General features: G+C 60.6%; 11 protein-coding genes and 1 pseudogene. 11 read left to right on the forward strand and 1 reads right to left on the reverse strand.

Going from position 1 to position 11859, the window contains the following annotated elements; translation table 11 throughout:
* Nucleotides 1-70 precede the first annotated feature (70 nt).
* The 5 genes from PAN31108_RS25880 to qatD all read left to right on the forward strand — a co-directional run bounded on the left by PAN31108_RS25880 (nucleotide 71) and on the right by qatD (nucleotide 4518).
* Complete coding sequence (locus tag PAN31108_RS25880; RefSeq protein WP_150671614.1) at nucleotides 71-631, forward strand: DUF3320 domain-containing protein; 561 nt, start codon at nucleotides 71-73, stop codon at nucleotides 629-631.
* Nucleotides 632-864: 233 nt separating this feature from the next.
* Complete coding sequence (locus PAN31108_RS27235) at nucleotides 865-1194, forward strand: P-loop NTPase fold protein (protein ID WP_150671615.1); 330 nt, start codon at nucleotides 865-867, stop codon at nucleotides 1192-1194.
* 746 nt (nucleotides 1195-1940) lie between these two features.
* Nucleotides 1941-2507, forward strand: coding sequence for a Qat anti-phage system associated protein QatB (gene qatB / locus PAN31108_RS27120; RefSeq protein ID WP_306440175.1), 567 nt, complete (start codon nucleotides 1941-1943; stop codon nucleotides 2505-2507).
* A gap of 89 nt (nucleotides 2508-2596) precedes the next feature.
* Nucleotides 2597-3781: a Qat anti-phage system QueC-like protein QatC gene (qatC, locus tag PAN31108_RS27125; protein WP_306440176.1), complete on the forward strand. Its 1185-nt coding sequence runs from the start codon at nucleotides 2597-2599 to the stop codon at nucleotides 3779-3781.
* The gene (gene qatD, locus PAN31108_RS25900) at nucleotides 3781-4518 is read left to right on the forward strand and encodes a Qat anti-phage system TatD family nuclease QatD (protein ID WP_150671618.1); all 738 of its coding nucleotides are present in this window, start codon (nucleotides 3781-3783) and stop codon (nucleotides 4516-4518) included. The genes qatC and qatD overlap by 1 nt, the downstream gene beginning before the upstream one ends.
* A gap of 264 nt (nucleotides 4519-4782) precedes the next feature.
* Here the strand turns inward: qatD and PAN31108_RS25905 are convergent, their stop codons facing one another.
* Nucleotides 4783-5985: an ammonium transporter gene (locus PAN31108_RS25905; RefSeq protein ID WP_150671619.1), complete on the reverse strand. Its 1203-nt coding sequence runs from the start codon at nucleotides 5983-5985 to the stop codon at nucleotides 4783-4785.
* Between the two features lie 414 nt (nucleotides 5986-6399).
* On the opposite strand from PAN31108_RS25905, the gene PAN31108_RS25910 reads away from it, so the two are divergent.
* The 6 genes and pseudogenes from PAN31108_RS25910 to PAN31108_RS25935 form a co-directional block, all read left to right on the forward strand.
* Nucleotides 6400-6699, forward strand: a complete 300-nt coding sequence (locus PAN31108_RS25910) for an antibiotic biosynthesis monooxygenase family protein (RefSeq protein ID WP_150671620.1) — start codon at nucleotides 6400-6402, stop codon at nucleotides 6697-6699.
* 242 nt (nucleotides 6700-6941) lie between these two features.
* Entirely contained in the window at nucleotides 6942-7673 is a 732-nt protein-coding gene (locus tag PAN31108_RS25915) for a FadR/GntR family transcriptional regulator (RefSeq protein ID WP_150671621.1), read from the forward strand.
* 78 nt (nucleotides 7674-7751) lie between these two features.
* Complete coding sequence (locus tag PAN31108_RS25920) at nucleotides 7752-9164, forward strand: FAD-binding oxidoreductase (protein ID WP_150671622.1); 1413 nt, start codon at nucleotides 7752-7754, stop codon at nucleotides 9162-9164.
* Between the two features lie 152 nt (nucleotides 9165-9316).
* Complete coding sequence (locus PAN31108_RS25925; RefSeq protein WP_150671623.1) at nucleotides 9317-10207, forward strand: amidohydrolase family protein; 891 nt, start codon at nucleotides 9317-9319, stop codon at nucleotides 10205-10207.
* A gap of 170 nt (nucleotides 10208-10377) precedes the next feature.
* Nucleotides 10378-11607 carry an MFS transporter gene (locus PAN31108_RS25930; RefSeq protein WP_150671624.1) on the forward strand — a complete coding sequence of 410 codons (1230 nt, stop codon included), beginning with the start codon at nucleotides 10378-10380 and terminating at the stop codon, nucleotides 11605-11607.
* Nucleotides 11608-11767: 160 nt separating this feature from the next.
* A pseudogene (locus PAN31108_RS25935) lies at nucleotides 11768-11859 on the forward strand (electron transfer flavoprotein subunit beta/FixA family protein); the annotation flags it as partial.

An 11859-nucleotide genomic window follows, 5' to 3' on the forward strand; every position in this document is an offset into this window, starting at 1 on the left:
CTCCTACCGCTTTCCAGGAGTTGGTTTAAAGGGACTTTGCTAGAAGCCCATTGGCCCGATTGAAGGGGGCATGTCACAGCTTCCCGAATATGAAGTGGTCTGCCTGGACAAAGGCAATCCGGACCTTTTCTATGAAAGCCGTTCAATGTCGACCTTAGCTGGTCAACTGGCCCAGGTAATTCAAACGGAAGGCCCTGTGTCGCAGGCAGTGGTATTCAAGCGCGTAACGCGGGCTTGGGGACTGTCTCGGGTAGGTATCCGAATCGAAGCGCATCTGAGCGCACTGGTGCCTAGGAATTTCGCTCGTACGAACGACGTTGGCACGACTTTCTACTGGCCAGAACACGCTAATCCGAGCACTTGGGAAGGTGTTCGTGTGCCAGGAATCGACACCGAAGCACGCCGAAGTATCGACGAGATTGCACTCGAAGAACTGGGCAATGCGGCCGTGTATATCCTCGCGCAGCACGGAGGCACGTCGCGGGATGGGTTGGCGAAGGCAGTTTGCAGGTTGCTAGGTGTGACCCGGACAACGGCTGAGGCAGGCGCTCGGATTTCGCAGGCGCTGACTCACGGTCGGGTCCCGTCGGTAGCGGTCGTGGTGGACGGTTCAGTCCATTTGCGGAAGTAAGTCGTGGTAGGAAATTTGCTCAGCGTGGGCAGATACAGTCTCGTCCAACGATTCGGCAGCTCAGTTCGCCTTGCGTGCACCAAACCAGATTTCTTACGAATTCGGCGGGTGACGACGAAGCCGGAATGGAAGACACCCTTCCACATTGAGTGCAGCGTCTTTGCTTCCTGCCTCTACTGCGAGCTTGCATTGGAAATCCGGCAGTTCATTTTCGGCACTAAAGGAGCCATCGCATGTGGCACGACGTAGAAACGTCGACGGACCTTCTGAACTTTTCGGTCGTCGCTGACACAGCGGCACAGCTAATCCGGGATTCCGCGGGCGAGCCGTTGTCCATTGGCATATCGGGTAGTTGGGGCGTAGGGAAATCATCTTTGGTAAAGATGGTCGCAGCTTCGCTCGAGGGCGATGACGACGGAGACAAGAAATACGCCCTCCTCGAGTTCAACGCATGGCTATACCAGGGATTTGACGATGCTCGTATGAAGCCGCGCTTGCAACGGGAAATATCTACGATGCTCCAGACCTCAGCTGGGACACGAAGTTCGTCGGAGATTGGCTAAAGCTTGCACCGACGCTCGCGGGAATCGACCTTCGGCCTCTCCTTTATCTGAGTAAAGACAGAGGTGGCTCACTTGCTGCATTCGATGAGCTGTCCGCAGAGGGGAGAGCAATGCTTGATGCGATTTTCGAGTCCAAGACAATAATGGACTTGCTCGTAAAGCAACTGCAAACCTTGGGCGAAGGCGAGTCTGAGCGAGTGCTAACCCGGCTGATGCGGCGCGCGCGCTCGGAACAATGGTCGACGACTTCGCTAACCAGGTGTTTGCACGTAACTCGAGCGTTCCCTCACTTGGGCTCCTTGTTCGTAGGGCTGCTTCAGGAAATTCCAGGCATGCAACGTCCGGCCGCGTTGCTGCCGAACATCCGAGACGAAGCCTGGGCTAAGGGCCTACTCGTGGCTTGGGCTTCAGACACCAACTCTCCTCAGCCGGTCAAGAATGCCCTGAAAGCACTTCAAGGAAAAAATTAAATGGGTACCTCAACGTCTAGTTCGGGGCCGGGTCCTGGCGTCCCCTACGACCCGCCTTGGCTCGACTTGCTTGATATGCCCGGAGGTATTCCGGGGAGCGGTCAAGCTCCGAATGGAGTGGGGCCCGGGAACAATAACAACCAGAATCCGAATCCTCCCAATGGAGTTGCGCCCGCGCGCAGATTTGGGCCCGCCCGAAGAGAGCTGGGCGCATTTGCAAGAACGGGAAGCGGCGACTCATTTGGGCGGGCCGTCGGCCATTACTCTCGAACCGGCATGGGCGGGGCGAGAAACGCCGCGGCTCGGATGCGAACATCCGCGCGGACGGCGGCGGGGCTGGTGTCATTCTTGCAGGCCGCGCGTAATGGAACTGACGCGCAGGTCAATCAATGGCTCAACTCGCTAGCGGCACGTGCCCCTACCGTTCAGGATGTTGTTGACGAGGTTATCCGACAGCTAACTACCAGCGGCGGGAGCTTGGAGGAGGAGTCCTGTAAGGATTCGATGGCCCAGGCCACGGTGGAGTTAATGGACATTCAACCAAGCGTCGATTTGCTCAACATGAGCGACGGCGACATTTGGAGTCTGGTCGAGATTTTCTTGGCACAGGAAGCGTGCAACCGACTCCAGCTCGACATTGGACAGCTTTTCGAAAGCTCTCGTCTTGACCCTCGTTTGACCGTTGCGCGCGTTAACGAAATGCACGATTACCTGAGGGCTGAGCTGTCCGCTCAGATTCGCACTATTAGGCAGGCAAACCCAAATCCGGCACCGAGGCAGCTTGAGTCAACAATGCTGCAAGCACTTGAGAGTACTTTCGCCGTATATGAGGGAACGCTATGACTTCTGTTGTCTGCTGTCCGGACTATCTTCTGCCGACCGTCATTCCAGTCGGTGTGGATTACTTTTCGTTATATTCCAACCCCGGGCGGATGAACGTTGGCACTATCGCTCCCGGATGGAGGCATGTTCTCTCGAGGGCAGGTCTGACTCCATCTGTTCAAATCTGGGACTTTGTCTCGCTGGGGCTTGCGGTTGCCGCTGCGGATTTGACCTGCCTTCGTGCCGGGAGCGCTGACGGTTGGACGCGAGTAATTAATCTCGACGTTCATTTGCATGACCCGGCGCCATGGGAGGTTCAGCGAGAGGCTCTTCAGGAGATGCTTCGTTTCTTGACGGGCGATTTTTGGACACTGAATTTGTTGCCAGGTGGTGAGCCACCACCCCAGTCGACCGCGCCACTCTCATATGATGCCGATTGCGTGTCCCTCCTTTCTGGGGGAATGGACAGTCTGGTTGGCGCAATCGACCTTACGGCCGCCGGTCGCCGACCGCTGTTCGTGTCGCAGGTAGCGAAGGGCGATAAGCACACTCAACGCGCGTTTGCGCGAGCGCTTGGCGCCGCAGACCGACATTTTCAGTGGAATCACCGGGTTCGCTTGACCCACGCGTCAGAGCGTTCCACGCGAGGTCGGTCTATAGTGTTCTTTGCGTTTGCTGCGCTCGCTAGTTGCGCTATCGACTTGCCGGCGAACGGCCGAGCGGAGGTCTTTGTTCCGGAAAACGGATTCATTAGCCTGAACGTCCCCCTCACGCCGGGGCGTTTTGGTAGTTTCAGCACCAAAACCACGCACCCGGTGCTTCTGAGCCGGCTTCAGGCTATATGGGACGCAGTAGGTATCCCGGCGCAACTCGTTTCGCCGTACAGTTTTGCTACGAAGGGAGAGATGCTGACGAATTGCGCGAATCAAGCTTTGCTCCAACAACTTGTGGGCGAGTCGACCAGTTGTGGTCGCTTCGGTTACTACAACTACACTCACTGTGGTCGGTGCGTGCCGTGTATGGTTCGCCGGGGTGGTTTCATTCGAGCCAGAATGCCCGACACTACTCGGACTTATCGCTTTCACGACCTTGCCACGACGGGGCGAACCACTGGGGCAAATGATATTGGCGCTGCTGCGTTGGCGTACTTGCGTGCTCAAGCAGTCGGAGCAAGCCGTCTCTTCGGTGGAGCGTTAAGTTTTGCTGATGGCGTGAATCGCCCGCTATACGAGGGCGTGGTGCAACGCGGCCTTGAAGAGCTCGGAGTGCTGCTTGGGCAACATGGTGTCGTCTAATGGACTTGCACTGCCACCTTGACCTCTATCCTGACGCGTTGAAACTTCTACCTGAAGTAGCAAGGCGCAATCGTTTCACCCTCGTTGTGACGACGAGTCCACGTGCGTGGCTTGCAACCTCGCGCGTATTTGCCGGGCAGGACAATGTGAAGGTTGCCTTGGGGCTTCATCCGGAAATCGCAGAGCGTAAGTCAAGTGAGCGAGACCTGTTGGTGTCGAACGTGGCCCGCGCTCCGTTCATCGGTGAAGTGGGTTTGGATGGGTCACCAAGATTTCGCTCTTCTTTGCGTCTGCAGCGGGAAATCTTTGACTCAGTTATCGCCGAGTGCGAGCGTCATGGTGGCCGTGTCGTTAGCGTGCACTCTCGAGGAGCGGTCACGGAGGTCCTGGACATTCTTGAAAAGCGTCCGACCGCAGGGAAGGTGATTCTTCATTGGTTCTCCGGCACAGCAAGAGAGTTGCAACGCGCTATAGATTTGGGGTGCTGGTTCAGTGTCGGCCCGGCCATGCTTGTGGGGGCAAAGGGGAGGGACTTGCTCAGCAGAATGCCTGTTGAGCGGGTGCTGCCGGAGACGGACGGACCTTTCGCAACCATAGACAAAAGGTCGTTGATGCCGTGGCAGGCCGTGGACATCGTTCCCGTCTTGGTTCAGCTCTGGGGCAAATCACCGGCGGCAGTGGATGCTCAACTCACAACGAATTTATCGGAATTGCTAGAGCCACTAATGTCCTATTGATGAGGCGCGAACCGCGCCGACTACCAATTCCGACATTGTAGGTAGTGGCGCGATTGTCATCTTATCGGTGCAAGACATCTGCGTTAGCACGTCTCGATAGGGCCCCTCGCATGTTTGGCCAAGGGGGCAGGTCAGCTGGAGCCGATATTCGTCCCGCACGAATGCGTGCCACATATGCCGCCAGCGCTTCTGGGCGATACCGTCGTTCGGTTGAGCCGGACAACTTCAATTGTTTCCGGACAACTTCAATTGTTCGCTTTCACTTTACCAGTTCGTCTCCCGCTCCGGCGTTGCCGTGATCTTGTGGATCGACAGATCGGCGCCGTAGTATTCCTGCTCGTCGTCGAGCCGCAATCCGGTCACGCGCTTGATTACGCCGTACACGACGTAGCCGCCGGTAAACGCGATCGTCACGCCCAGCAGCGTGCCGACGATCTGTGTGACGAAGCTCACACCGCCCAATCCGCCAAGCCACGTCTGGCCGAAGATGCCGGCCGCCAGGCCGCCCCAGATACCGCATACGCCGTGAAGCGGCCAAACGCCGAGCACATCGTCGATGCGCAGACGGTTCTGCGTCACCGTAAAGAGCCACACGAACAGGCCGCCCGCCACCGCGCCGACGATCAACGCGCCGAGCGGGTGCATGACGTCCGATCCCGCGCACACGGCCACGAGTCCCGCGAGCGGGCCATTGTGGATGAAGCCGGGATCGTCCTTGCCCACCCACATCGCCACCAACGTGCCGCCGACCATTGCCATCAACGAGTTCACCGCGACCAGCCCCGAAATGCCGCCCACACGTTGCGCGCTCATCACATTGAAGCCGAACCAACCGACGATCAGAATCCACGCGCCCAGCGCGAGGAACGGGATCGACGACGGCGGATGGGCCGCGATCTGACCTTGCCCGTTGTAGCGTCCGCGACGCGCGCCGAGATGCAGCACCGCTGCCAGTCCGATCCACCCGCCCACGGCATGCACGACCACCGAACCGGCGAAATCGTGGAACGGCGCGCCCAGCGTATGCGCGAGCCAGTCCTGAATGCCCAGATGCCCGTTCCACGCGATGCCCTCGAAGCACGGGTAAATCACACCGACGAGGAAGAACGTCGCGACCGATTGCGGGTGAAACTTGGCGCGCTCCGCAATCCCGCCAGACACGATGGCCGGAATGGCGGCGGCGAACGTCAACAGGAAGAAGAACTTGATCAGCGCATAACCGTTGTGCTCCGACAGCACGGCGGCGCTCGACCAGAAATCCACGCCGTACGCGAGCGGGTAGCCGATAAAGAAATACGCAAGCCCGGAGACGGCGAAGTCCGTCAGGATCTTGACCAGCGCGTTGACCTGATTCTTTTTGCGGACGGTGCCGAGTTCGAGAAACGCAAAACCGGCATGCATCGCCAGCACCAGAATCGCGCCGAGCAGAAGGAACAGCACGTCGCCGGGTGTATTGGAATTGGGCATGAATGTGCTCTTTTGGTGCAAACGTGAGAGGAAATGAAGATATGCAAGAGCAATGCCAGATTCGATTAGTGCATTGATTCACATAGGCGTTTTATCTGGTGATGTGAAGATGTCAGCGCCTCGTTGCACGGTTGTGGTGCTTCGGCGCGCCGCCGTGTCCGGTCGGCGCGCCTGCGACGTCTTGCGAATCGCGCAGGGCGCGGTGAAAGCGGCCGTAGGAATGTGCAGCCGCATCACACGATGCGCGTCACAAATGTGCGGTATAGAATCGGACGTTCTCGCGGCGGCAGGCTTCACACCCCGACCTGTTGCCGACGATGCCGCGATACCGCCGAACCCCGGTCACCCATCGCTCGCAACGATTTCGCAATCTCGAAAAACAGCACGACTACGCACAAATCTCAGAGGAAAACCATGATCTTTGAAATCGCCCAGATCGAAGTGAAGCCCGGCAAGGAAGCCGAGTTCGAGCAAGGCGTCGCCAAGGCGGCACCGCTGTTCAAGGGCTCGAAAGGCTGCCACGGCATGCGTTTGCTCAAGTCCATCGAACAGCCGACGCACTACAGCCTCGTCGTGACCTGGGAAACGCTGGAAGACCACACGGTGCATTTCCGCAATTCGGACGCCTTCACCCAGTGGCGTACGCTGGTGAGCGAGTGCTTCGCGGCACCGCCGAACGTCGGTCACGTGACGGAAGCATTGATCGGCTTCTGAGAACGCTCGCGCGCAGGACGACGTCCGACCGGAATCGTGTGTAAGCACGACGATGGCTCGGATCGAGCGGCGACGGAGACACGTCTTCGTCGCCGCTTTGTTTTTCGGAACACGAACCGCGTAGGGCCTTATGCGGACGTGAGGTGGCGATCAAGGGTTAACCCTATGTTGAGTATTTGAAGTTTTCAGATAACATGCAAACCTGAAAAGAATCAAACGTCGCAAAGGACGACCATCAAGGGATGACCACCAAGCCCAAGACCCTGACCGAACAGGTGGCGCAGCAGTTGCTGGACGCCATCCGGCAGGGCGTGTACCCCGTCGGCACCAGGCTGCCGACCGGCAAGCAGCTCGCCGAGACCTATGGCGTGAGTCCTGCCGTGATTCGGGAGGTGACTGAGCGTCTGCGCGCGCAGGGGCTGATCGACAGTCGCCAGGGCGCGGGCGTGACCGTGAAGGCGCGTACGCCGCAGAGCGGCTTTCAGGTGCCCGTGGGGCAGAGCGCGGCCGATCTCGCCAGCGTCTACGAACTCCGTCTGGATCTGGAAAGCACGGCGGCGGCGCTCGCGGCCGTGCGCCACACCGACGAGGATATCCGCGAGCTCGAAGCCATTCTCGGGAAGCTGGAAACGAATCTCTATCACGCCGAGCACGGCGTTGAGTTCGACACCGCTTTTCACGCTGCCATTGCGCGTGCCACACACAACCGCTACTACGCTGACTTGCTGCAATACCTGAATCTGCAAATTCGTCAGGTCGTGCAGGCCGCGCGCACGAACACGCTGCGTCATGACGGGCTCGCCGCGCAGGTGCATCAGGAGCACGTGGCGGTGTTCAATGCCATCAAGGCGCGCGATCCGCTGCTGGCGAAGGCCGCCTCGCTCTCGCATCTGTTGCGGGCCTCGGCGCGTCTGGGACTGACGCTGCCGGGGCGCGACATCATTACGGGCGCCATCGCGCCTCTCCCGACGTGAAACATCGAGCGCTGAGCCTGACGCGCCGTATCGTCAGACACCAGCCCCCACACACCGCAACCCCCGACGCGTGACCTTATGACCATCACCGCTTTCGCTCAACGCCTGATCGACGCCGTCGGCGCCGACAGCGTGCTCACTTCCTCCGACGATATCGCGCCGTGGCTCGCCGACTGGCGCGGCATGTATCGCGGCCATGCGCAGGCCGTCGTGCGTCCGCGCTCGACGCAGGACGTCGCCAACATTCTCGCGCTGTGCCAGAGCACGGCGACGCCGGTCGTGCCGCGCGGCGGCAACACGGGGCTGTGCGGCGGTGCGACGCCCGACAAGTCCGAGCAGAACGTGGTCCTGAGCCTCGACCGCATGCATGCCGTGCGTAGTCTCGACACCATCGCCAATACGATGGTCGCGGAGGCCGGCTGCATTCTCGAAGACCTGCAACGCGCCGCGCGCGACGCCAATCGTCTGCTGCCGCTCAGTCTCGCGGCCGAAGGCTCGTGCCAGCTCGGCGGCAACCTCGCGACGAACGCCGGTGGGGTGAACGTGGTGCGTTACGGCATGACGCGCGAACTGGTGCTCGGCGTCGAGGCCGTGCTGCCGAACGGCGAGATCCTTCATGGGTTGCGTACGCTGCGCAAGGACAACACCGGCTACGACCTCAAGCAATTGCTGATCGGCTCCGAAGGTACCCTGGGCGTGATCACGGCGGCGGCGCTGCGTCTGTACGCACCCACGCCCGTGCGTCAGGTGGTGATCGCGGCGGTGACGTCGCCGCGTCAGGCGCTGGAACTTTATGAGTTGCTGTTCGCCGAGTGCGGACCGCGCATGCAGGCGTTCGAATTCTTCACCGGCGAGTGCGTCGACCTGGTGATGGCGCATGTGCCCGGCGTACGTGCGCCGTTCGGTGAACGTCACCCCGGTTATGTGCTGGTCGAACTGGCCGATACGGCCGACGAGCAAGCGTTGAATGCGCTGCTCGAACGGGTGATCGAGACGGCCATCGAGCGCGATTTGTGTGCGGACGCGGTGGTGTCCTCCACGCTTGGTCAGGTCGAGGAGATGTGGAAGCTGCGCGAGGAAATCTCCGAGGCGCAGCGCGCGGATGGCCCGCATCTGAAGCACGATATCTCGCTGCCGATCGAATCCATCCCCGAATTCATGACGAGTGCCGAAGCCCGCGTGCGCCGCGTTTGCCCGCAGGTGCGCCCGTTCATCTTCGGTCACTTCGGTGACGGCAATCTGCATTACAACCTGTCGCGTCCGGCGGGTGAGCCAGCCGATTTCATGGCGTTGCACGGCAAGGCGATCACCGCCGAGGTGCTCGACGAAGTCGTGCGGTTCGGTGGCAGCATCAGCGCCGAGCATGGCATCGGTCAACTCAAGCGCGCCGACTTCGCGAAGTACAAGTCGCCGCTGGAGTTGCGTCTGATGCGTGAGATCAAGGCCGTCTTCGATCCGGCGGGCATCATGAACCCTGGCAAGCTGCTGTAACGGTTTTTGCCGAGACAGGCGCCTGATGTCTGGGCGCCTGTGCCGGTTCGATGGATGCACTTTGACGTTGGCTTTGACATTCGCTTAGACGTTTTCCCCCGACGGGCACCCGACATTGTCACGGTGGCGGCCGGGCCTTCCGAGGAGTCGACATGACCGTAATTTCCGCCGCTGACGCGCCGCTGTGCCTCGGCCCGCTGCCGGAGATCGATCCGCCCACGTTCGCGGTGCCGTTCGGCGCCGTCGACACGCATGCGCACGTGGTCGCCGCGAGCGACGCGTACCCGATGGTGGCCGAGCGCAGCTATACGCCGCCCCCCGCGCCGGAAGACAAGTACCTCGCGATGCTCGACGCCACGGGCATGACGTACGGCGTGCTGGTGCAAATCAGCGTCTACGGCACGGACAATCGCTATATGCTCGAGACGCTGCGTCGTCATCCCGACCGCCTGCGCGGCATCGCCGTGGTGTCGCCGGACGTGAGCGACGCGACGCTGGAGGCCATGCACGCGGCCGGCGTTCGCGGTCTGCGCATCAACGTGTTGTTCGGCGGCGGCATCGGCTTTGCAGCGATGGAAACGCTCGCGCATCGCATCAAGGATCTGGGCTGGCACATGCAGTTCCTGATGGATGTGAATGCGTTACCTGAACTCATGCCGCGCATGACGTCGCTGCCTGTGCCCGGTATCGTCGATCACATGGGGCATACGCCTGTCGCGCAAGGGCTCGATTCGCCGGGATTTTCGGCACTGCGCTCGCTCGTGCGCGATCACGGTTATTGGGTCAAGCTCTCCGGCGCGTACCGGATCAGCGAGCGTTTCCCGATGTTCGACGACGTGACGCCGTTCGCGCAGGCGCTGATCGAAGATGCGCCCGATCGCATGGTCTGGGGCAGCGACTGGCCGCACGTGTCGCTCACGCGCATGCCGAATACCGGCGCGCTGCGCAATCTGCTGCCGCAATGGGCGCCCGATGCCGACACGCGTCGTCGCATTCTCGTGGACAACCCGTCGCGCTTGTACGGATTCCCGACGACCCTCTGAGGGCGAACCGGCAAGCTGGCGAACACACGAGCCGATGTACGCGGCTTTGCCGACCCTTGATGACCCTTGCGCCCCCCTTGCCGCTCGACGTTTTGGGGCGCGGTCCGCAGCTTAACGATATCGGGCGCACGTCGCGCTCTTGTAGTTCCCGAGGTACAGGAGGAGACAAGATGAATTGGTATCGGCAGATGAACAAGACCGAGCGGCACACGTTTATTGCCGCGTTCGGCGGGTGGGCGCTCGACGCGCTCGATTTCATGGTGTTCACCTTCGTGATCTCGACCCTGATCACCGTGTTCAGCATCGACAAAGGGCAGGCGGGCATGCTGGCTACCGTCACGCTGTTGTTCTCGGCGATCGGTGGTTGGCTCGCGGGCGTGCTCGCAGACCGGTTCGGACGTGTGCGCATCTTGCAGGTGACGATTCTGTGGTTCTCCATCTGCACCGTGCTGATCGGCTTTGCGCAGAGCTTCGAGCAGATTTTCGTGCTACGCGCGTTGCAGGGCCTGGGCTTTGGCGGTGAGTGGGCGGTGGGCTCGGTGCTCATGGGCGAGATCGTTCGCACCGAGTATCGCGGACGCGCCGTGGGGACCGTGCAAAGCGGCTGGGCCATCGGGTGGGCGGTGGCAGCGCTGTGCTACACGGCGTCGTTCTCTTTTCTGCCGGAGGAATACGCGTGGCGCGCGCTGTTCTGGATCGGCGTGATTCCGGCGGTGTTCGTGCTTTTCATCCGCAAGAACGTGCCCGAGCCGGCGTTGTTCGAGCGCACGCGCAAGCGCGAAGCGGCTGCGGAGAAACGCACGTCGGCATGGGCGATTTTCTCGCCGGCACTCATCAAGACCACGGCGCTCTCGGCGCTGCTGTGCACGGGCGTGCAAGGCGGGTACTATGCCGTGACGACGTGGTTGCCCACGTTTCTGAAGACGGAGCGGCACCTGTCGGTGATCGGCACGGGCGGTTATCTGCTGGTGATCATTCTCGGTTCGTTCATCGGTTATCTGACCGGCGCGTATCTGACGGACCGTCTGGGGCGTCGCGCGAATCTGCTGATTTTTGCGGTGCTCTCGGGCGTGAGTATCTACGCATACACGCAGATCCCGCTGAGCAACGACCAGATGCTGATCCTCGGCTTTCCTCTGGGATTCGCGGCGTCGGGCATTTTCAGTGGCATGGGTGCGTATCTCACGGAATTGTTTCCGTCGGCGGTGCGCGCGAATGCGCAGGGCTTCGCGTATAACTTCGGGCGCGGCATCGGCGCGTTGTTCCCGAGTCTGGTCGGCTATCTGGCCAAGACGAGCGGTCTGGGCACCGCCATCGGCATGTTTGCGGGCGGCGCCTATCTGGTCGTGTTGATTACCGCGTTTATGTTGCCCGAGACGAAGGGGCGTGAAATCGAGTAGGTTCGCAAGTCATCTCGCACGTCAGGTCGCGAGTCGGTTCGTCAGTGTGTTTGCTGGTCGATTCAGCAGCGGGTTAGCAGGTAAGTTTTCGTATATTCGAGGGCGGCGGATGCCGTAATCACGGCAGGCCGCCCGGTTTTTTGATTCAAGGGAGTTCCGCATGAAGGTGCTTGTCCCCGTCAAACGGGTAGTGGATTACAACGTAAAAGTTCGTGTGAAGAGCGACGGCACGGGCGTCGACATCGCGAACGT

It is taken from the genome of Pandoraea anhela, assembly GCF_902459655.1.
Lineage (GTDB): Bacteria > Pseudomonadota > Gammaproteobacteria > Burkholderiales > Burkholderiaceae > Pandoraea > Pandoraea anhela.